Here is a 19,628-nt window from a genome sequence, read left to right on the forward strand (position 1 = left end):
TTGCCCACGGTATTCAAGGCCAGCAGCTGTTGTGAACTTGTCCACAGAAAATGTTCGCAAGCCTGTGGATAACAACCCCACAACAGCGCCAACTGCTTGATCCACTTAACTTACCAAGCGCTGCGCGCCGAAAAGCGATTCCCCTCACCCCGCAGTGATCTCGAACCACGCGCCATGCGTGCGATCACGGTCGAGCACCTGCGGCTGTGCTTTACCATCAGCGCGCAAAGCGACACCCAACACCCCTTCCCCACGCGTGGCCAATTGCCGGCGCAACGCCGCGCCCTCGGCGGTAACGCTCGCGGCATCGACGTGCACGGGGCTCAGCAACACAACGGACGTATCACCAATCGACACCGTCGCCGACACCGCCCCCAGCCCCGGCAAAGCCACCGTCCGCGTCTCCCCTTCACCGATACCGAGCAACGCCCGATACCGCTGCAAACTCGCCGTCAGATCATTCACAGCGACCGTCAAACTCGCCACCCCTCGCACGCCGTTCTTATGTTCACGCACCGCGCCCTCAGCGACACGCAGATGACGCGGCGTGATATCCCCGCACAGGAACGGCAAGTCGCTGGTTTGCGGCCGGCCGGTCTGCCACTCGAGCCGCGCGCCATCCGGACGCACACGCCCACCTGCCTGCGGACCGTCGTATAGCAGACCTCGTCCATGAGCGGCATCGATTACTGCGCCCACGCTCGACGGCAGCAACGCGTAATCAACAAATCCATCGCCGTGACGCTGCCCCACGTCCCACCAGCGACGTTGCGGCGCCGCCTGCAAAAAGGCGATCAGCTCGATGTAACTGCCGTCCGCGAAACCGATCAGCGCGTTATGCGTCACGCCATCGGCATGGGTGCCGCCTTGCTGCACGGTGAAACCGAGCGCAGTGAAGTTTTCAATGGTCTGCGTCAGATCGTGGACGCGAATCACAATGTGGTCGAGTAAAAGGCTCATGGCGCAAAAGTCGTGAATGTTGTGAATGTTCGGAGCGCAAGACCGCTAGCGGAACGCCTACTTCTGCGCAACCGTCGCCTTACTCTCAAGCAACGTCCACTTATCGTTCTTCACCACCACGTTGATGTTTTTCACGCCGATCACACGACGCGTCGCCGGATCAAAATTGGCCTTGCCGAACACGACGCTCGGAATGTCGTGCAGCTTCGGCAGCGCATCGCGCACGGCCTTGCGGTCAGGACCGCCGGCGCGCAGCGCATAGGCGGCGATGATGACGGCGTCATACGCATACGCGTTGAACGCGTCCGGCTCGCGGTGGTATTTCGCCTCGAAGCGTTTAACGAAGCTTTGCACTTCAGGCCCGGATTCACCGGGGAAGAAGCTGGTGTTCGTCGCCACGCCATTGACGGCCTCACCGCCGAGTTCGAGGAATTTCGGCGAATACACGGAACTGGCCGCAGCAATCGGCAGGTTGATGCCGCTAGTTCTCGCCTGGCGGGCGATCTGCGCGCCGTCGGAGTAGTACGAGATCAGCACGATGCCATCCGGGTTCGCGGCGCTCACGCGGACTAGCGTCGCGCGGAAATCTTTCTCGGCCGACTGATAGCCTTCGGCCGCAACGACTTGCGCGCCGCGTTCATTGGCGGCTTTGACGAAGACGTCCTTGCTGGTGCGTCCCCAGTCGGTGTTCAGATAGAGCACGGCAATGCGCTTGAGGCCGAGCGTTTTCACGGCGAGGTCGGCAAGCAGCGGCTGCGCGTCGGCCTGGCTGACCGATGGGCTCCAGATGTAGTCGCCGCCTTTGGTGAAGTCAGGATGCGAGTTGGTGAAGCCGAGTTGCACGAGGCCGGCATGCTGATAAATCGGCGACGCTGCCATCGAAGCGGGACTCGAGAAGTCGCCGAGTTCGATAAGGATGCGCGGGTCGTTGACGAATTTCTGCGCGATCGTGATGGACTGGCGTGGATCGCTCTGGCTGTCTTCGAAGACGTAGTTCAGCGGACGGCCGTTGATGCCGTTGTGGCTGTTGATCTCATCCAATGCAAGATCGAAACCAGCTTTCCATTGCGCGCCGTACTGAGCGTTCTGGCCGGTCAGCGGGCCGCTGACGCCTATCAGGATCGGATCGCCCGAAGGTGGCGCGGCGATGGCCGTTGTCGTCGTTAGTGCCGATGCGGCCAGCAGCAGAAGTGCCGCGAAGTGAGTGGCCCATGATGGGCGCAAGCTTGATGTGTTCGACATGGCTCCAGGCTCGGTTTGCTTGAGATTGGAGTGAGTGTCGGATTTGCCCCGGCTTCGGGCAACCAAGCGATTTGCATAACGTTATGCGGCCATGGCACTTGTCCACAGAAAATGTTCATAGGGTTGTTGATAACAACGGGGCATCGTACCTAAGTGCTTGACGCAGATCGGTTTGTTGCTTGCGGTGCGGGGGGACGCAGCGATGATCGCCGACACGGTTGGCGCGGAGCGGCGCATTGCAGAGGGGTGGCTTATCCACAGAAAACGTTCACAAGCCTGTGGATAACATTCCGGCAAACGCGCCAAGTACTTGATGTATTTGGCTTCTCTCGCGCTGCACGTCGGCGTGACCGCGGCTCGCACGGTCACGCCGTTCACATCAAAGGTAAGCAGACTTCGCGGCGCTGCGGCTCGCGGGAGCCAGCAATTTGCTTCGCTCAACGAGCGCGCCGAACAGCAGCCCAAGGGTTGTCCACATAATCACCTGCATGCCGATGGCCGCGACGCGGAATTTCCACAACAGCACCGCCGGGAAAGCCGCCGGCACTTCGTTGATCGTCGGCATCGACAGTTGCACGGCCGCAATGATCGCAACGAACACGACGCCCGCCACGATCGAACCATTCCATGCGCCCAACTTCAGTGCCGCGCGGCGTCGAACCTTCAGCGAAAACACCATTGCAGCCAGCGAGATCGCAATCATCAGGAAGAACAAGCCGGTCCGCATCCCGATCGTCTCGGGGTCGCCCACCGAGGGTGGATTCGCCGGGTACTTGATGTTCGGGACAATCACCAGCGTGATAAACGCGCCAAGCGCGAGCCATGCGGACAACGCGCGCGCACTCAGCGTACCGACGCGGCCATACGCATACGCGAACACCAGCGAGAACAGCCCACCGAACGCGGCGCCGTACGTCACCACGCCCGTCAACAGTCCGAGGCCCGCCTGGGTGCCGCGGCTCACCAGTTCGGGTTCGGGCGCTTCGCCTTTGGCGGCGTCAGCCTTTTCCTCGAAGGAAATCGCCTGATCGACCTGCGGTTCGCCCACCAATCTCGCGAAGCCGAACGTGAGCAATCCCGCGGCGATGCCTGCAAGCATCCCGCGTACCAACAATTTACCGACCATGTTCGACTCCGTTAGTGGCAGGGAAAGCCGAGCAGATGGCGGCCGTCGTGCACGAATTCGTGCACATACATGCCAGGCACCAGCGACGTGGCGCCCTGCTCCGCACCAACGAAATACAGCGCGAGCAACAGCAGCAAGCCGCCGAACACGACCCAAGGCAGCAGTTCACGCAGCGGAATCGGCGTAGGTTGGGCGACGGGCTGTGTCGTGGAATCGAAAACAGCGTTGGACATAATGGACATCTCCTGGGGGTAACGCGCCCCGATAGTCGATTGAAGAGGGATGCTGCGAAGCTCAGGTCTGGCTTTCGGCTCATGAATGCCGATTACAGTGGCGCGACCGCGCCGGGCTCTCACCGGCTTCCGTGCTTCGCAGTGACGCTATTCTACGCGCTAAACTTTGCCTCTCGGCAATGCAAAGCATGTACGCGGCGTCCCGCTTTAGTCCGGGCTTTATGGAAATCAACCGAATGGACATACGGCTGTTACTGATCAGCCACGCATCGACCGCAGCGATGCGCGCGGGCCGCTTCCCTGCCGACGACCCGCTCGACGCACGCGGCCTCGCCGAAGCCGCCGCCGCACGAGCGCGTCTGTCGATTCCGGATGACGCGGCGGTTTTCGTCAGTCCTGCCGTTTGTGCGCGCGATACGGCGTCGGCCTTGGGGCTCGGCGCCGCGGCATCGGTCGACGAGCGGCTGGCAGATATGGACTACGGCCGGTGGCACGGCCGCCGCCTTGCCGATCTCGCGGTCGAAGCACCACACGACCTCGCCGCATGGACACACGATCCCGACGCGGCCGCGCACGGCGGCGAGTCGTTCAGTCAACTCGTGAAGCGGGTGGGACAGTGGCTCGATGCGCTAAACGGTGCGTTGAGCGAGGACGTCATACAAGGCAACACACAGACCGTGGTCGCCGTCACGCACGCGCCTGTGATCCGGGCCGCGATCGTTCATGCACTCGGCGCGCCGCCGGGCGTGTTTCCGCACATCGAAATCGCGCCGCTCTCGATGGTCGAGTTGCGACGCTCGCGACGCGGCTGGACATGGTGGCCAGCATCACAATAACGGCTACGCTCGGATAGTCCGAAACGCACGTGCCCGCTCACTTGCCCGATACAACCAGCCTCAACTTGCTCGAATCAGCCCGCGTCAACGTGATATCGGTCCGTTTGGCGCGCGTGCCAAGATAAAAATGCTGACGTCCCGGTGAATTCTGATCATGCGTCGCGTCCGGCAGGCACGAGGCGATGTCCGCCGCGACACCCTGCAGCGCGTCCGCGCTCGAACCGGCGTCGTGATGCGGCGTCCACGTGCATTGATAACTCCCGCGGCTCGCCGAACACTGGGCGTCATCGCCGTAGGGTTGCGCGACGCCCTTGCCGTCATCCGGTGTCAGCGAAGCCAGGCCGTCCGGCGCCGCCGCGACGATCCGTTTGAGCGATGCACACGGGCTAGGCGCATCGTCAGCATTCGCGCTGCACGGCAGCAAGGCGCCAAGTGATACAGCGGCGATCGCGGCCGCGAGAATTCGGGTCTTGTTCATGTCGGCACAGTCCTTTGAAAGCTGGCCTTATCGCAGTAGCACGGTTCATGCCTTGCCGAACAACGCCACCAGCCCCTGCGCCGATGCAAAAATCCCGTTCGCGTCGTGCCCGACGCCGTCGATCACAAACGTACGATGCTTCGCCGCCGCTTCCGGATGCCTCAACGCCATATAGCGCGCGTAAGCCAATCCGCGCCCCAGCCGATGCTCGCCCTGCGTCTGCGCAGCGCATGAACGGTCGAGTGCCGGATGCTGCGGATCGCAATCCGCGCCGCCGAGCAGCACGGTGACGTCACGACGCGCATAGCGTGATTCGAGCGCATCAGCGGAGCTCGAATCACCGTCGCTCGAAGCATAGGCCGGCAAATCTTCGAGCCCATACTTCCAGCGATTGAACGACGGACATGCCGTCGCATCGAACGCCACGAATTCACCTGATGCTGTCGGCCGCATCGCATCGAAGTACACGTACGACGAAGGATTCGCGACCACATAGCGCAGCGCAATTCCGCGCGCGACGAGCGGCGCCTCACCGCGCGTCACCACGGCATAGCGCTGCACCACCTGGCCACCGCCCGAATGCCCGGCGATCACCACCTCGGTCAGCGACGCAAACTGCTCACGCGACGCCAGCGTCTGCAGAATGGCGTCGAGCACATCGAACGAACTGAGCGGCGCCGGACCTTCGGCGTTGTCGCCGCCCATCCAGCTAGTCCATTCCCAATGCAGCGTGGATGGCGGTAACGCATGCGCGCCAACGTCGGCACTCGCGAGGAACTGCGGCACGATCAGCAGCGTATCGGCCGCATCGCCACCAGCCAGTGCGCACGCGCGCTCCGCCAGATTGAAGTACGTGTCCGCATTTCGCAGGCGTCCGTGAATCAGAATCACGGCACGCTTGACGTCATGCGTCGGCGCAAGCCAGTCGCCGTTCGCGAACACCGGCACGGTGCCGCTACCCGCAAGCGTCGCGACACTCAGATGCCGGCTCGCGACGACGGCAACCGGACGTTCATTTGGCGCGCGTTCGTCATCGGTAATCAAAGGCTGGGTCATGCAATAAGCTCGTGAGTCATCTAATCAGTCTGGCTAGTGGCGGCTAACGCGTGACGAACTTCGCCGTTGCACCGCCCGGCTCACGTCCCGAGCGCGTGAAATACACCATCGCAAGCGACACGAAACCGGCAAAAATCAGGTAGAACGCCGGCGTCAAACTGCTGCCGGTCAGATGCGTCAAGGCGGTGATGGTGAGCGGCGCCATGCCGCCGAACAGCGTCACCGCAATGTTGTACGACAGCGCCACGCCCGCCGAACGGCTGCGCACCGGAAACAGCGTCGCGAGCATGCCGGGGTGCGAACCGGACATGGCGGCGAGGAACACCGTTGCGACCATCTGCGCGATGAACAGATGCCCCGGCGTGGGATTCGTCACGACGAAGTGATACAGCGGATACACGCACACCATCCACGTGATCACGATCGGATAGAACAGCCGGTACGCGCCGTAACGATCGGCAAGCTTGCCGGACAGCGGAAACAGAAACAGATTCAGCACGCCCGACACGAACGCGCCGAGCAACGCGGTGGACAGCGGCAGATGCAATTGCCGCTCGACATACACCGACAGATACGAGTGCCACACATAATTGGTCGCCGCGCCGATGATGATCACGCCCATCGCGCAGATCGCCGCGTCGCCGTTATCGCGGAAGAACTGCCGTACCGTCACGCGCGGCGGCTTGTCCTTTTGATCGAGCAAGCGCTCGAACTCCGGCGATTCCGCCACGCGATGCCGGATGTAGAAACCGAACGGCCCCGCCAACGCGCCGAACAGAAACGGCAGGCGCCAGCCCCACGCCACTAGTTGCTCATGCGTGAGCTGCGTGGTTAGCAGATAACCGACGCCTGACGAAAGCAGCAACGCGAACGCCTGCGCCGACATATTGAAGCTGCCGTAGAACATCTTCTTATGCGGCGGCGCGTACTCGACCAGCATCGCCGAGGCCGTCGCGAACTGCCCGCCCACCGAGAGCCCTTGCAACAGCCGCGCGAGCACCACGAGCAACGGCGCCGCGATGCCGATGCTGGCATAGCCCGGCGTGAGGCCCATCAACAGCGTGCTCGCCGCCATCGAAATGATCAGCAGCGAAAGCGCCTTGCGCCGCCCTGCCCGGTCCGCGTAGATGCCGAGCAGAATGCCGCCGATCGGCCTCACGATAAAGCCCACGGCGAACGTGGCGAGCGTCAGCATGATCGACACGAAGCCGCTGCCGCCAGGAAAGAACACCTGCGCGATGATCTTTGCGAAGTAGCCGTAGATCAGAAAATCGAACCACTCGAGCCCGTTGCCGAGCACTGAGGCAAAGATCGCGCGCCGCACCATCGACGGGCTCAGCCCGTTCGATGCCACCGTAGCCGACACCGCACCGTCACGCTGATTCAAACTCGCCCCGCTCATTGCTCGCATCCTTTGGTGCCGAACATCGCCGACAACGCGCAGACCGACGTCAACATGCGCGCGCCGTTGTGGCCCACACCCGGCACGATATGAAAACTCTGCTTCAACCCTTCCGGATGACGCGACTGGATGTAGCGGTAATACGCCTCAGCACGTGCGACACGCTGCGGACCTTGCGCTTCGGCGGCACAGCTTCTATCGAGCGCGCTTTGCTGCGGATCGTCGTCCGCGCCGCCGACCAGATAGTCAATGCGGCGCGACGCATACGTCGCTTCGAGTTGTGCGGGCGAGCGGTCGTCGAGGTACGGCGGCCGATTGTCCATGCCGTATTTCCATTGATTGAAATCGGCGCATTGTGCGGCATCGAACGGCGCCGCTACACCTTGCGCATTCGGCCGTTGTGCATCGAAATACGCATACGTCGACGGGCTCGCCACCACGTAGCGCACGTCGATGCCTTCGTCCGTCAGCACGCCGATGTTATGCGCCGCCACCGCATAACGCTGCACGACCTGGCCACCGCCTGAATGCCCCGCGAATACAACGTGCCGCAGATTCGGAAACAGCTTGCGATCCGCGAGGCGCGTGACGATCGCGTCGAGCACTGCATACGAACTGATGGGCTGCGGCGCCCGCGCCGCTTCGCCGCCCATCCACGCGTCGCCGGTCCAGCGCAGCAGGTCGGCCGGTTCGTTATGCATACGCGTGTCGAGCGTGGCGAGGAACTGCGGCGCGATCAGGAGTGTGCTATCGGGATCCGCATGAGCAGCATCGCGTGCATTCTGCGCGGTGCGGAAGTACACGTCCGCGTTGCGCAGTTTGCCGTGAATCACGATCACCGCACGCGTCACCTGCGGCTGCGCGACGGTCCAATCCTTCGACAGGTACAGCGGAAATTCAGCTTGCCCTTGCGGCGTGTCGATCACAAACCGTGTATCCGAGATCGTCGCCACCGGTTTCAGATGCGACTCGTAGGGATGCACCGCGAATGCCGGTTGCGCGAGCAACGCCAGCATGGCGGCACCGGCTGCCGCGCACCCCATCGCCAGACGTCGTGAAAGATTGAATGTCATGCAGCTTGCTCCTGATCACCGTGCACTGTCTTGAACGCGGCGCATCGTCAAATCTGTCGTTGAAAAGCTCAAAAACTCAGAACCGGTGGCGGATACCGAGCGTCACACCCGTCTGGTTCGGACCGAAAGCGGTGTCGCTCGTCAAGCCGACCGGCGTGTACTGGTCGTTGGCATAGCGCGTGGAAGCGGCATAGGCAACGGTTGCGTACACATCGGTTCGCTTCGACAGAATATAGTCCGCGCCGAGCACGCCCATCAACGAGTTCGATACGTTGTCCGCCTTGTTGCTCTGGTAATACGCGGCGGCCGTCAAACGGAACGTCGGCGCGATCAGATAGCGCACGCCGCCGAACCACAACGCCGACGACACCGTCTTGCCTTTGGTCGGGTTGAACAGATAGTGCTCGTAGCCGCCCATGACGGTTACGTCGCCGATCTGCTCGCGCGCCGACGCGCTCCAGTTGCGCGACTTGGTCCACATGCCGGTCGAATTGATGGCGCCGTTGCGGTAGTCGTAAGCCACCGCTGCGGCAAAGCTGCCGCTGTCGTAATCAAGCGCGCCGCCGTATGCCGCGCTGCTTTGAAACGAATCCGCCGTGCCGCCGAAGCTGTAATCCGCCGTCGCGGTCAAGCCGCCGAAGCGGCCCACATACTTGACCGAGTTGTTCACGCGCGCCTTGAACGAGAAGCCGTCCGCGGAGCCGGTGGTCGGCATCCACGTGTATTGCTGGCCGAACACCATCGGGTCGTACTTGATGAGCGTGTCGTACATCGCCGTGTACTGCAAACCCGCCGACAACGCACCGAAGGCTTCATTCGACACCCCGACCGCCGCGGTCCGGTTGAATAGCACGCCGGCAGTTGCATTGGTGCCGTCGTTGCCGTTGAAACCTGCTTCGAGAATGAAAAACGCTTTATTGCCGCCGCCGAGGTCTTCGGTCCCACGAAAACCGAAGCGCGAGTTGCTCAGTCCACCGGAGTTCTCGCGGACCAGCGAGCCACCACTGGCCCCTGCATGGTTGAGGAATTCGATATTCGTATCGATCACCCCGTACAGCGTGACCGATGCCTGAGCATGCGCACTCGCGCAACTCACCACGGCCAATGCGGCCACCGCACATTGCTTTTTCACTATCGTCTCCTGTGGATTTTGTTTTATGTCGCGGGGCGCTCGAGCCTGCTTGCCGTACTTGTCGTACGCAGCGCAGGCCTCGATCGACGCGATGGACGAGATCGTAGGATTGGGCGTGGTAAATGTAAAATACCTGTTTTATGCACCATCCATATCTATACGATATGGCAATGAATCGAACGCAAAGCACGACCCAGGAGACAGAACACGATGGAGCTTCGACATTTGCGCTACTTCCTGGCGGTTGCTGAGGAAGGCCAATTCACGCGTGCGGCCGAACGGCTGGCCATGCAACAGCCGCCGCTCTCGCAGCAGATTCGAACGCTGGAGGAAGAGATCGGCTTCGAACTGTTTGTGCGCATGCCGCGCGGCGTAACTTTGACGCCTGCGGGGCAAGCCTTTGCGGAAGACGCGCAACGCTTGCTGCAGGAGCTGCAACAGTCGGTGGACAGGGCGAACCGGATTGCGCGCGGCGAGCTCGGCACGATCTCGATCGGCCTCACCAGTTCGGCGGCGTTCCATCCCTTCACCACCGAGACGATCCGGGCCTTTCGCGCGGTGTGCCCCGAGGTTGCCGTGGAACTTGCCGAACTCAATGCGGCGGAAATTATCGAGCGTTTGGCCGCGGGGCAAATTCAGGCCGCGTTTCTCCGCAAGCCGGTCGATGTACGCGAGGGCGTGGCGTTCGAGTTATTGCTCGACGAACCGATGGTGGTGGTATTGCCGGTTGGGCATCCGTTGCTGAAAGGGGCGGGTAAAAAGAGGCCGCAGGTGTCGTTAAAGGCATTGGCGCACGAGGACTTCATTCTGGTCCGCCGGCCGGGGGCGCCGGGCATGTATGCGGATATCCTGGCAGCATGCAGGCAAGCCGGGTTTGTCCCGCGGATTGCGCGCGAGGTGCCGCGCATGGTGTCGGGAATCAATCTGGTCGCGGCAGGGTTGGGAGTGACGCTGGTGCCGGCGTCGATGCAACGGTACGACCAGGTGGGCACCGTCTATTGCACATTGACGAATCCCGCGAAGTTGAGTGCTCCGCTGCATCTTGCTTACCCTGCGGGACTGCGCAATAGCGCGGCGACCCGCTTTATCGAACTGGTCAAGGAGCGCGTTCACGGCTGAGCGTTCCGGGTGCTTGCGACACACCCGCGAAGGCCGGCGCAACGCACCCATAGGCATACAAATTGCATTCCGTCCGTACCGGCTGAAAAAACAAAGCCACTACCGACGCGATCGCTACGCTATGCCCAACCTACCTGCCGCCGCCTCAACGGCCCGCCTTTCCTCGGGGATCGAGGGAATCGACAACATCCTCGGAGGCGGCCTCACCCCCCACCGCATGTACCTTGTCGAAGGCGCGCCCGGCACCGGCAAAACTACCCTTGCGTTGCAATTCTTACTCAAGGGCATTGAGCAGGGCCAGGCGGGGCTGTACATCACACTGTCCGAGACGCGCGCCGAGTTGATCTCGGTCGCGGACAGCCACGGCTGGAACCTCAGCCAGTTCACGATTCTCGAGCTGCTGTCCGACGAAGGCCTCGACCCGCAATACGAGCAGACCGTGCTGCACCCGGCCGAAGTCGAGCTCGGCGAGACCGTGCGCAACGTCATCGAACAGGTCGACGAACTCAAACCCGTGCGCATCGTGCTCGACAGTCTCTCCGAGTTGCGTCTCCTGTCGCAGAACCCGTTGCGCTATCGCCGGCAGATTCTCGCGCTCAAGCGCTATTTCGCCACCCGCGAATGTACGGTGCTGTTGCTCGACGACAATTCGTCGGACCCCGGCGACGTCCAGTTGCACAGTATCGCGCACGGCGTGATCAGCCTCGACAACCTCGTGCACGACTACGGCGGCAACCGGCGGCGCATGCGCATCGCCAAGATGCGCGGCATGAAGTTCCGCGAGGGCTATCACGACTTCACGCTCGACACCGGCGGCATCCACGTGTATCCGCGCCTCGTCGCAGCCGAGCATCACACGCCGTTCGACACCAATGTGCTCAGCACCGGCACGTCCGGCCTCGACGCGCTGCTCGGCGGCGGCCTGATCCCCGGCACTAACGCGCTGATGATCGGACCGTCTGGCGTCGGCAAAACCACGACCGTCGTGTCGTGCCTGATTGCGGCGCTCGAACGTGGCGAGCGCTGTGTCTACTACGTGTTCGATGAAACCCTCACCACGTTGATGATCCGTTGCGCGACGCTCGGCATGTACCTGGCGCCGCACGTCGAGAGCGGCTTGCTGACCTTGCGCCAGATCGATCCGGCAGAAATCTCGCCCGGCGAATTCGCGAGCGACGTGCGCAACTCGGTTGAGAACAAAGGCGCTAAATACGTCGCCATCGACAGTCTGAATGCCTACCTCCAGGCCATGCCCGGCGAGCGCTATCTCCTTCTGCAGATGCATGAATTGCTCGGCTATCTGAACCAGCAAGGCGTTATCACGATGCTGGTGCTCGGCCAGCACGGCATCATCGGCGAGGTGCAGAACGATCTCGACATCAGCTATTTGAGCGACGTCGTGGTGCTGTTCCGCTACTTCGAACACCATGGCGAAGTGCTGACGGCCGTCACCGCCGTGAAGAGCCGCGCCGCCGCGCACGAGCGCTCGATCCGCCAGTTCCGGCTCGGCCGAAACGGCGTGGAGGTCGGCGAAGCATTGCGCGACTTCGAAGGTGTGCTCTCCGGCCTGCCCTCCTACCGCGGCGGTACAGCCCTGCTCGGCGAGCAGGATCGGCTCATCGACACGTCGCGGCGGTAACGCCATGGAGCAACGCGTCCTTATCCTGGCGCCGTTCGGCCGCGACGCCGATGTGATTGCCGAAGTCCTGCAGAAGGACGCCCGACTATCCGTTGCTTGCCGCGATGCCGATGCACTCACCGAAGCGCTGGATGCCGGCGCGGGCAGTGCGTTGATCGCCGAAGAAGCCCTCGCGGACGGCCACGCATCGCGCCTGTTCGGCTGGCTCGAACAGCAACCGGCATGGTCCGACTTCCCCTTCATTCTGCTCGCCGCCAATCGCGTCGGGCGCCGTTCGGCGCGCAGCCTCGAAGTGCTCGAGCGGCTCGGCAACGTGGTGGTGCTCGAGCGTCCGCTGAACTCGGAAACGTTGCGGCGCGCGGTAGGCTCGTCGCTAAGGGCACGCTCGCGGCAGTACGAATCGCGCCGCCATCTGGCCGAACTGATCGAGGCGCAAGAAGCCCTGGTGCACCTCAACGATTCGCTGGAGAGCCGCATTGCCGGACGCACGCAGGAGCTTGCGTCCGCCAACAACCGGCTGATGATGGAGATTCACGAGCGCGCCAAAGTGCAGGCCGTACTGGTGCAATCGCAGAAGATGGAAGCGCTCGGGCAACTCACCGGCGGCATCGCGCACGACTTCAACAATCTGCTGAACGTCATCATGGTCAACTCGGAGTTGATCGCGCGGATCGGCAGCGACGATCGCATTCGCGCCATGGCCGCCACGGTCAAACGCGCAACCGAGCGTGGCGCGAAACTCACGGGCCAGTTACTGACCTTCTCCCGCAACAGCAACCTCGATCTGAAAGCGGTGGACGTGGTCGCCTTGCTGCAAGGCATGCGCGACATCATCACCGTGTCGCTCGGGTCGGGCATCCGCTACACCAATGAATTCGACGGCGAAGAGATGTGGACCCAGGCCGACGCCAATCAGCTCGAACTGGCCATCCTCAATCTGGCGATCAATGCGCGCGACGCAATGCCAAACGGTGGTCAGTTGGCCATTCACGTGAAAGAGCGTGAAGCCCCCGATGAAACGCTCGGCGACGGTCACTATGTCGTGCTCGAAGTCGTCGACACCGGCTCAGGCGTCCCACCCGATGTGGTCTCGCGCGTGTTCGATCCATTCTTCACGACCAAGCCGATCGGCAAAGGCACGGGCCTCGGCCTGAGCCAGGTCTACGGCATCGCGCGGCAAGCCGGCGGCACTGCGCGCCTCTTCAGCGAAGAGGGCGCGGGCACCACAGTGGAGATCTGGCTGCCCTTGCGCGAGCGCGTGGCGTCGCAGATCGCGGTGGTCTCCGACGTCGAACGGAACGCAGTGGGCGTGAAACGCGTACTGGTTGTCGAAGACGACGGCGAGGTGCGGGCGATGCTGGTCGAGTGTTTAAGAATGCTCGGCTACACCGTGACCGAAGCCGCGGACGGCCAGGCCGGGCTGAACCGTTTGCAGGACGACAAGCCCGACTTGCTCGTGGTCGACTTCGCGATGCCGGGCATGAACGGCATCGACGTCATCGCCGCGGCGCGCAAGATGCGCGAGGACTTGCCGGTGATCCTCGCGACCGGTTACGCGGACGTGGATATTTCGGGTCTCGCCGTCAAGCGCTGCACGATCTTGCGCAAACCATTCCAGCTCGACGATCTGGCGCGTACCGTCCGGCTCGGCCTCGCGGCCTGAGAAGAAGACGCAATTGTTTGTCACATTACGACTTCAGACTTCCGCGGAGTACATTCTCACAAAAATCCAATTCAATAGTTTGCTAACGAATTTTTAGGAAATACAATAGCGGCCATGTCGAATCTCGATATCTTGCGCCGCACCGTTAGCAGCACCCTGGTCGTCGCTGCCAGAAAATGGCGGCGCACGAGCCATGACGTGCTCGCGGCCTTTAATGTTTCCGAAGCGTGCGCCACGCCCCTCCTCACCGCCAGCCGGCTCGGTGAAGCGGTGCGGCAGGTCACGCTGGCCGATCACATCGGCATTGAAGGGCCCTCGCTCGTGCGGCTGCTCGATCAACTGTGCGCGGCCGGCCTGATGCGCCGCGACGAAGATCCTGAAGACCGGCGCGCCAAGACCGTGGCACTCACCGATGAAGGCCGCGCCGTCACCGCAAAAATGGAAGAAGAGCTGAATACGCTGCGGGCGCAAGCTTTGAAAGGTATCTCGCGTAGCGATCTCGAAGCGACCTTACGGGTGCTGGCTGCTTTCACGGCCGACGCTCCGGCGTCCCCCAATCCCCGGGACGCCGAGTAACGGGTTATGGTCTATCCCTCCATCCGCGACTGGCTCTTCTCCGTCAAGACGTTTGCCGCGGCGATGATCGCGCTTTACATCGGTCTCGCGCTCGAATTGCCGCGACCGTACTGGGCGATGGCCACCGTCTACATTGTGTCGAATCCGTTTGTCGGCGCGACCCGCTCCAAGGCACTTTATCGTGCGCTCGGCACCATGCTGGGCGCATCGGCTGCGGTACTGCTGGTGCCGCCCTTCGTCGAATCGCCATACCTGTTCAGCGTGATCGTCGCGTTGTGGACCGGCACGCTGCTGTATCTGGCGGTGGCCGATCGCACTGCACGCAGCTACGTCTTCATGCTGGCGGCCTACACCATGCCGATCATTGCGTTGCCTTCGGTGACCAATCCAGGCGGCGTGTTCGATCTGGCTATCAGCCGTACCGAGGAGATCCTGCTCGGCATCGTGTGCGCGAGCATTGTCGGCAGTTCGCTGTTTCCCAGCCGGCTCGCCCCCACCATCATCGAGCGAACCGACGCGTGGTTTCGCGACGCTGCGTTCTATGCGACCGAAACGCTGTCTGGGCGCATTGCGGGCTCGGCGATCTCGGGGGCTCGCCAGCGCATTGCGAGCACGATCAACGGGCTGGAATTGCTACTGAGCCAGTTGGCCTACGACCATACCCGGCCGGACATCCTGACACGCACTCACGAGTTGCGCGGGCGCATGCAGTTGCTGCTGCCGATGATGTCGGCGCTGGCCGATCCGCTGATCGCGCTCTACAACAGCGGTCGCCAGACGTGGCCAGAAGGCCTCGAAGCATTGCTCAACGACGTCATCAAGTGGTTCAATGCGCCGCTTCCCGCAGCCAGTGGGGGCTATCACCCCGACCCGGAAGCCAACGCTTTGCGCGAGCGCATCGCCGCGATGCAGCCGCCGCCGGCCGCGCTGGCGACCTGGGACAACGCGCTGCTTTCGAACGCGCTGTGGCGCCTGAAACAGGTGATCGATATCTGGCAGGACTGCCGCTCGCTGCGCATCATCATCACGCGCGAAGAAGGCTCGTGGCGGCCGCGTTTTCGTCACTGGCGGCTGGGCGGCACCGAGCGGTTCTTCGATCGCGGCATCATGCTGTTTTCGACGGTTTCAGCGGGCGCCGCGGTCGTCATCGCGTGCAGTCTGTGGATCAGTTCAGGCTGGGCGGACGGCGCTAATGCGGCGACGCTGGCAGCAGTCGCCTGCTGCTTCTTCGCCGCGTTCGACGAACCCGCGCCCATGGTGTTCAAGTTCTTCGTCGCCACGGCGATCGCCGTGGTGGCTGCCGGTATCTATCTGTTCGCCGTGCTGCCTCACGTGCACGATTTCCCGATGCTGGTCATCCTGTTCGCCGGGCCGTTCATCCTTGTCGGCACGTTGATCCCGCGTCCGCAGTTCAACATGGTAACGGTGCTCGTGGCCGTCAATACGGCCACCTTCATCAGCATTCAGGATGCCTATTCGGCCGACTTTCTGATCTTCCTGAACAGCAATCTCGCGGGCCTTGCCGGCTTGCTGTATGCGTATCTGTGGACCCGCGCGACGCGGCCGTTCGGCGCCGAACTCGCGACCTCCCGGCTGTTGCGCTCGAGCTGGGCCGACGTGGCGCTGACTGCGTCCGCCCGGACGATCGAAGACCCGCGCAATCTCGCCGCACGCATGCTCGACCGCCTGATGCAGCTGATCCCACGCCTTGCCGCCACCGACGACCATCGCCATCCGTCGATCGAAAGTTTTCGCGATCTGCGCATTGCTTTCAACGCGCTCGATCTGCGCCGTCTGACCGGCAAGCTCGGCGGCGAAGCGCCGGCTGCGATCGATCAGGTCCTCGAAGACGTGCGCGACTACTTCCAATGGTGCATCGACCAGCGCAAGCGCCAACCGGTGCCCGAGAGCCTGATGTCGTCGATCGATGCAGCCGTGGCGCGCGTCACCGCACAAGGCCTAGCCAATGCCGGCGCGCCGGGCCCGACCGCGCAAACCTCGGCGCGCAGATTGCGCGAGGCGCTGCACGCGCTGGTCGGCTTGCGTCTTTCGCTGTTTCCGGCCACGCTAATCACACCCACGCCGCCCGAACCGGAGGCCGCTGCCTGATGCGCCCGTCCCGCAACCCCATCCTCTCCTTTGCCCGTTCCCGCGATGATCGGTGAAATCGATATCTTCGGCGTGTTCGTGCCGGCCGTGCTGGTACTGATGTTGATCGCCTATCTGATCAACCTGGCCATTCGCACGGTGTTCGAACGCGTCGGCTTTTACCGCTTCGTCTGGCATCGCTCCATCTTCGATCTCGGCATCTATGTGCTGGTGCTGGGCCTTGTCGTCGTCGTTTCGCACAGACTAATAACGTGAAAAAAACCTGGTTCTCCGTCGGTCAAATTCTGCTGACCCTGATCGTCGTCGTGGTTGCAGCCTTCGTGCTGTGGAAACTGGTCGCCTATTACATGTTCGCGCCGTGGACTCGCGACGGTCATGTACGCGCCGACGTGATCCAGGTTGCGCCGGATATCTCGGGGCTGATCTCATCGGTCGAAGTGGTGGACAACCAGCAGGTCAAACAAGGCCAGGTGCTGTTCGTGATCGATCAGGCCCGCTACGCGCTCGCACTGCGCCAGGCGCAGGCCACCGCGCAGCAACGCCGCGCTACCCTCGATCAGGCGCGCCGCGAAGACGTGCGTAATCGCCAGCTCGGCAACCTGGTTGCGGCGGAGGTCGCAGAGGAAAGCCGCTCGCGTGTTGAAACAGCGGAAGCGGCGCTCGCCGATGCGAACGTCGCGATCGATACCGCCAAGCTGAATTTGCAACGCACTACGATCGTGAGTCCTGTCGACGGTTATCTGAACGACCGCGCACCACGTACCGGTGAATTCGTCTCGGCAGGCCGTGCCGTGCTGGCGGTGGTGGATATGCATTCGTTCCGCGTCGACGGTTACTTTGAAGAGACCAAGTTGCGCGGCATCGACATCGGCCAGCGGGTCGATATCCAGGTGATGGGCGAGCCAAACGTGCTGCGCGGTCACGTGCAAAGCATCGTCGCGGGGATTGAAGACCGCGACCGCACGCAAGGGTCGAATCTGCTGCCGAACGTGAATCCGGCATTTAGCTGGGTGCGGCTCGCGCAACGGATTCCGGTGCGCGTTGCGCTCGACGAGGTGCCTGCCGACTTCCGCATGATCGCTGGACGCACCGCGACGGTGTCGGTGCGCGATCTGTCGCCGACCGGCAAGCAGCGTCCGGCTGCGGGCGCTTCGGGTACGGTGGATGCATCGGCGGCTTCGGCTTCGGCTACTTCTGCTGTCCCGGCTGCCTCCGCTGCTTCTACTGCGCAACCGGCATCTGCTGCCGTCATGTCGGGCGCGTCGCAATGAAGCTGTCGCGCGCCCTTCCCTTATTGCCGCTGCTGCCACTCTTGCCGTTGAGCGTCGCGCTCAACGGCTGCGTGAATGTCGGCCCCGATTACGCACTGCCGAAGCAGGCGCTGGTCAACGCGCCGCTCGCCAACGCGCCGATCGAAGGCGCCGATGCCAAACTGACCACGCGACAGAACGTGCCGGTGATCTGGTGGAAGCTCTACGACGATCCGGTGCTGAACAAGCTGGTCGACGAGGCGCTGCAGTCGAATACCGACTTGCGCGTCGCGGCGGCGAACCTCGCGCGTTCGCGTGAAGCGCTGGGTGTCGCGCAGGCTCAAGGCGGCTTCTCCGGCAAGAGTTCGGTGCTGCTCGAACGCGCGCAGGAATCGGCCGAGCAGTACCTGCTTACCGAGAAGCTGCCGGTCGTCAATGAAGGCGATATCGGTATCAGCATCTCCTACGAAATCGATCTGTTCGGCAAGCTGCGGCGTGGTGTCGAAGCGGCGGCGGCGGATACGGAATCCGTGCAGGCGGCCGCCGATCTCGCGCGAATTACAGTGGTCGCGGATGTGGTGCGCTCGTACGTCGACCAATGCTCGGCCGCCGAGGAACTCAGGATCGCGCAGCAATCGTTGGCCTTGCAGAAGGAGCGTGTGGACGTATCGCGCCGATTGCGCGACGCGGGTCGCGGCAATCAGCCCGATGTGACGCGCGGGCAAACCCAGGTCGATACGTTGGCGGCGGATATTCCGCGCTATACGGCGCGCCGCCAGATTGCGCAATACCGGCTCGCAGCGCTGCTCGCACGCGCGCCGTCCGATTTGCCGCCAGCCGTGCTGGCCTGCAGCACGTTGCCGCAGATCCGCCAGCCGATCCCGGTCGGCGACGGTGCCGCGCTGCTCAAGCGTCGCCCGGACGTGCGCGAGGCCGAGCGTCAACTGGCAGCATCGACTGCACGCATCGGGGTCGCGACGGGCGCGTTGTATCCGACGGTGAGCATCGGTGCGTCGGCGGGTTTGACCGGGGTTCTGGAGGACCTCGGCACCTCGCCGACGGCACGCTGGGCCTTCGGTCCGCTGATCAGCTGGACCTTCCCCACGAATGGCGCACGGGGTCGTGTGCGTGAAGCTCAAGCGTCAAGCAATGTTGCGTTGGCAAAGTTCGACGGCGTGGTGCTGACCGCATTGCGCGAAACCGAAACCAGCCTCGCGACCTACGCGTCCGACTATGCCCGCGCCGACGCCTTGCGTGCCGCGTTGAAGTCGGCCACTGCGTCGGCGGATGAAACACATCGCCTGTATCGCGCCGGGCGCGAGTCGTTTATTTCGGATCTGGATGCCACCCGCACGCTGACTTCGACGAAATCTCAGGTGGCGGCTGCGGAGGGGCAGGTGGCGATTGATCAGGTCAATCTGTTCCTCGCGCTGGGTGGTGGGTGGGAGACTGACGCGCAGGCGGTGCCTGGGGCTGCGGGTTCTAACGCTGGGACTCCTGCTGCCCCGGCTAAGGTCGCGGTGCCGACGCCGATCACCAAAGCGCCTTGACCCTCCCATCTCGCCTCATCCGGGTAAATCGCTATTATTGACAAGCTTTCTTTTACCTTTCAATTCAGGTTAAATACGAGCCTCAACACCACACGTTATGGGGTCACGTATGTCGCAATTCATGCAAGGCGCAGCCACACTGGGCGGTTGTATCGGCGTTTTCACGGTAGTGGTGGCGGTCGTG

18 protein-coding genes and 1 riboswitch are annotated in these 19,628 nt (G+C 62.8%); of the genes, 9 read left to right on the plus strand and 9 right to left on the minus strand.

Annotated elements, in window-relative coordinates; all coding sequences use genetic code 11:
* Positions 1-144: 144 nt before the first annotated feature.
* From M0D68_RS34210 to M0D68_RS34225, 4 genes are all read right to left on the minus strand, one after another.
* A complete protein-coding gene (locus M0D68_RS34210; RefSeq protein ID WP_200654019.1) occupies positions 145-960 on the minus strand; it encodes a VOC family protein in 816 nt (271 codons plus the stop codon).
* A 57-nt stretch (positions 961-1,017) separates the two neighbouring features.
* On the minus strand, positions 1,018-2,202 hold the full coding sequence (locus M0D68_RS34215) for an ABC transporter substrate-binding protein (RefSeq protein WP_256457395.1): 1,185 nt from the start codon (positions 2,200-2,202) through the stop codon (positions 1,018-1,020).
* A 379-nt stretch (positions 2,203-2,581) separates the two neighbouring features.
* On the minus strand, positions 2,582-3,328 hold the full coding sequence (locus M0D68_RS34220; protein ID WP_200653086.1) for a CbtA family protein: 747 nt from the start codon (positions 3,326-3,328) through the stop codon (positions 2,582-2,584).
* Positions 3,329-3,339: 11 nt separating this feature from the next.
* On the minus strand, positions 3,340-3,561 hold the full coding sequence (locus M0D68_RS34225; protein WP_054040208.1) for a CbtB-domain containing protein: 222 nt from the start codon (positions 3,559-3,561) through the stop codon (positions 3,340-3,342).
* A 42-nt stretch (positions 3,562-3,603) separates the two neighbouring features.
* Positions 3,604-3,743: riboswitch (cobalamin riboswitch) on the minus strand.
* A 54-nt stretch (positions 3,744-3,797) separates the two neighbouring features.
* Between M0D68_RS34225 and M0D68_RS34230 the strand changes: the two genes are divergently transcribed.
* The gene (locus M0D68_RS34230) at positions 3,798-4,397 is read left to right on the plus strand and encodes a histidine phosphatase family protein (protein WP_266226698.1); all 600 of its coding nucleotides are present in this window, start codon (positions 3,798-3,800) and stop codon (positions 4,395-4,397) included.
* Between the two features lie 37 nt (positions 4,398-4,434).
* Here the strand turns inward: M0D68_RS34230 and M0D68_RS34235 are convergent, their stop codons facing one another.
* From M0D68_RS34235 to M0D68_RS34255, 5 genes are all read right to left on the minus strand, one after another.
* Positions 4,435-4,875 carry a hypothetical protein gene (locus M0D68_RS34235; protein ID WP_093635116.1) on the minus strand — a complete coding sequence of 147 codons (441 nt, stop codon included), beginning with the start codon at positions 4,873-4,875 and terminating at the stop codon, positions 4,435-4,437.
* Positions 4,876-4,920: 45 nt separating this feature from the next.
* The gene (locus M0D68_RS34240; RefSeq protein ID WP_200653084.1) at positions 4,921-5,931 is read right to left on the minus strand and encodes an alpha/beta hydrolase; all 1,011 of its coding nucleotides are present in this window, start codon (positions 5,929-5,931) and stop codon (positions 4,921-4,923) included.
* A gap of 43 nt (positions 5,932-5,974) precedes the next feature.
* Positions 5,975-7,333, minus strand: coding sequence for an MFS transporter (locus M0D68_RS34245; RefSeq protein WP_200653083.1), 1,359 nt, complete (start codon positions 7,331-7,333; stop codon positions 5,975-5,977).
* The gene (locus M0D68_RS34250) at positions 7,330-8,406 is read right to left on the minus strand and encodes an alpha/beta hydrolase (protein WP_266226699.1); all 1,077 of its coding nucleotides are present in this window, start codon (positions 8,404-8,406) and stop codon (positions 7,330-7,332) included. Before M0D68_RS34250 ends, M0D68_RS34245 begins: the two co-directional genes overlap by 4 nt.
* A gap of 76 nt (positions 8,407-8,482) precedes the next feature.
* On the minus strand, positions 8,483-9,538 hold the full coding sequence (locus M0D68_RS34255) for a porin (RefSeq protein ID WP_093635112.1): 1,056 nt from the start codon (positions 9,536-9,538) through the stop codon (positions 8,483-8,485).
* Between the two features lie 210 nt (positions 9,539-9,748).
* Here M0D68_RS34255 and M0D68_RS34260 point away from each other — a divergent pair, with 210 nt between their 5' ends.
* The 8 genes from M0D68_RS34260 to M0D68_RS34295 all read left to right on the plus strand — a co-directional run bounded on the left by M0D68_RS34260 (position 9,749) and on the right by M0D68_RS34295 (position 19,444).
* Positions 9,749-10,657, plus strand: a complete 909-nt coding sequence (locus M0D68_RS34260) for a LysR family transcriptional regulator (protein WP_093635111.1) — start codon at positions 9,749-9,751, stop codon at positions 10,655-10,657.
* Between the two features lie 121 nt (positions 10,658-10,778).
* Positions 10,779-12,296, plus strand: a complete 1,518-nt coding sequence (locus M0D68_RS34265) for an ATPase domain-containing protein (RefSeq protein WP_266226701.1) — start codon at positions 10,779-10,781, stop codon at positions 12,294-12,296.
* A 4-nt stretch (positions 12,297-12,300) separates the two neighbouring features.
* On the plus strand, positions 12,301-13,959 hold the full coding sequence (locus M0D68_RS34270; RefSeq protein WP_266226702.1) for an ATP-binding protein: 1,659 nt from the start codon (positions 12,301-12,303) through the stop codon (positions 13,957-13,959).
* 114 nt (positions 13,960-14,073) lie between these two features.
* Positions 14,074-14,535 carry a MarR family winged helix-turn-helix transcriptional regulator gene (locus M0D68_RS34275; protein ID WP_093635108.1) on the plus strand — a complete coding sequence of 154 codons (462 nt, stop codon included), beginning with the start codon at positions 14,074-14,076 and terminating at the stop codon, positions 14,533-14,535.
* 6 nt (positions 14,536-14,541) lie between these two features.
* Positions 14,542-16,644, plus strand: a complete 2,103-nt coding sequence (locus M0D68_RS34280) for an FUSC family protein (protein ID WP_200653079.1) — start codon at positions 14,542-14,544, stop codon at positions 16,642-16,644.
* A gap of 45 nt (positions 16,645-16,689) precedes the next feature.
* Positions 16,690-16,899: a DUF1656 domain-containing protein gene (locus M0D68_RS34285; RefSeq protein WP_054040146.1), complete on the plus strand. Its 210-nt coding sequence runs from the start codon at positions 16,690-16,692 to the stop codon at positions 16,897-16,899.
* Positions 16,896-17,915 carry an efflux RND transporter periplasmic adaptor subunit gene (locus tag M0D68_RS34290; RefSeq protein ID WP_200653078.1) on the plus strand — a complete coding sequence of 340 codons (1,020 nt, stop codon included), beginning with the start codon at positions 16,896-16,898 and terminating at the stop codon, positions 17,913-17,915. Before M0D68_RS34285 ends, M0D68_RS34290 begins: the two co-directional genes overlap by 4 nt.
* On the plus strand, positions 17,912-19,444 hold the full coding sequence (locus M0D68_RS34295; protein ID WP_093635105.1) for an efflux transporter outer membrane subunit: 1,533 nt from the start codon (positions 17,912-17,914) through the stop codon (positions 19,442-19,444). The genes M0D68_RS34290 and M0D68_RS34295 overlap by 4 nt, the downstream gene beginning before the upstream one ends.
* Positions 19,445-19,628 lie beyond the last annotated feature (184 nt).

This window comes from Paraburkholderia sp. SEWSISQ10-3 4, from assembly GCF_030464785.1.
GTDB lineage: Bacteria > Pseudomonadota > Gammaproteobacteria > Burkholderiales > Burkholderiaceae > Paraburkholderia > Paraburkholderia aspalathi.

Bases quoted from the DNA above. Each gene is read 5' to 3' on its own strand.
- M0D68_RS34210 (WP_200654019.1), bottom strand. From the start codon at position 960: ATGAGCCTTTTACTCGACCACATTGTGATTCGCGTCCACGATCTGACG.
- M0D68_RS34215 (WP_256457395.1), bottom strand. From the start codon at position 2,202: ATGTCGAACACATCAAGCTTGCGCCCATCATGGGCCACTCACTTCGCG.
- M0D68_RS34220 (WP_200653086.1), bottom strand. From the start codon at position 3,328: ATGGTCGGTAAATTGTTGGTACGCGGGATGCTTGCAGGCATCGCCGCG.
- M0D68_RS34225 (WP_054040208.1), bottom strand. From the start codon at position 3,561: ATGTCCAACGCTGTTTTCGATTCCACGACACAGCCCGTCGCCCAACCT.
- M0D68_RS34230 (WP_266226698.1), top strand. From the start codon at position 3,798: ATGGACATACGGCTGTTACTGATCAGCCACGCATCGACCGCAGCGATG.
- M0D68_RS34235 (WP_093635116.1), bottom strand. From the start codon at position 4,875: ATGAACAAGACCCGAATTCTCGCGGCCGCGATCGCCGCTGTATCACTT.
- M0D68_RS34240 (WP_200653084.1), bottom strand. From the start codon at position 5,931: ATGACCCAGCCTTTGATTACCGATGACGAACGCGCGCCAAATGAACGT.
- M0D68_RS34245 (WP_200653083.1), bottom strand. From the start codon at position 7,333: ATGAGCGGGGCGAGTTTGAATCAGCGTGACGGTGCGGTGTCGGCTACG.
- M0D68_RS34250 (WP_266226699.1), bottom strand. From the start codon at position 8,406: ATGACATTCAATCTTTCACGACGTCTGGCGATGGGGTGCGCGGCAGCC.
- M0D68_RS34260 (WP_093635111.1), top strand. From the start codon at position 9,749: ATGGAGCTTCGACATTTGCGCTACTTCCTGGCGGTTGCTGAGGAAGGC.
- M0D68_RS34265 (WP_266226701.1), top strand. From the start codon at position 10,779: ATGCCCAACCTACCTGCCGCCGCCTCAACGGCCCGCCTTTCCTCGGGG.
- M0D68_RS34270 (WP_266226702.1), top strand. From the start codon at position 12,301: ATGGAGCAACGCGTCCTTATCCTGGCGCCGTTCGGCCGCGACGCCGAT.
- M0D68_RS34275 (WP_093635108.1), top strand. From the start codon at position 14,074: ATGTCGAATCTCGATATCTTGCGCCGCACCGTTAGCAGCACCCTGGTC.
- M0D68_RS34280 (WP_200653079.1), top strand. From the start codon at position 14,542: ATGGTCTATCCCTCCATCCGCGACTGGCTCTTCTCCGTCAAGACGTTT.
- M0D68_RS34285 (WP_054040146.1), top strand. From the start codon at position 16,690: ATGATCGGTGAAATCGATATCTTCGGCGTGTTCGTGCCGGCCGTGCTG.
- M0D68_RS34295 (WP_093635105.1), top strand. From the start codon at position 17,912: ATGAAGCTGTCGCGCGCCCTTCCCTTATTGCCGCTGCTGCCACTCTTG.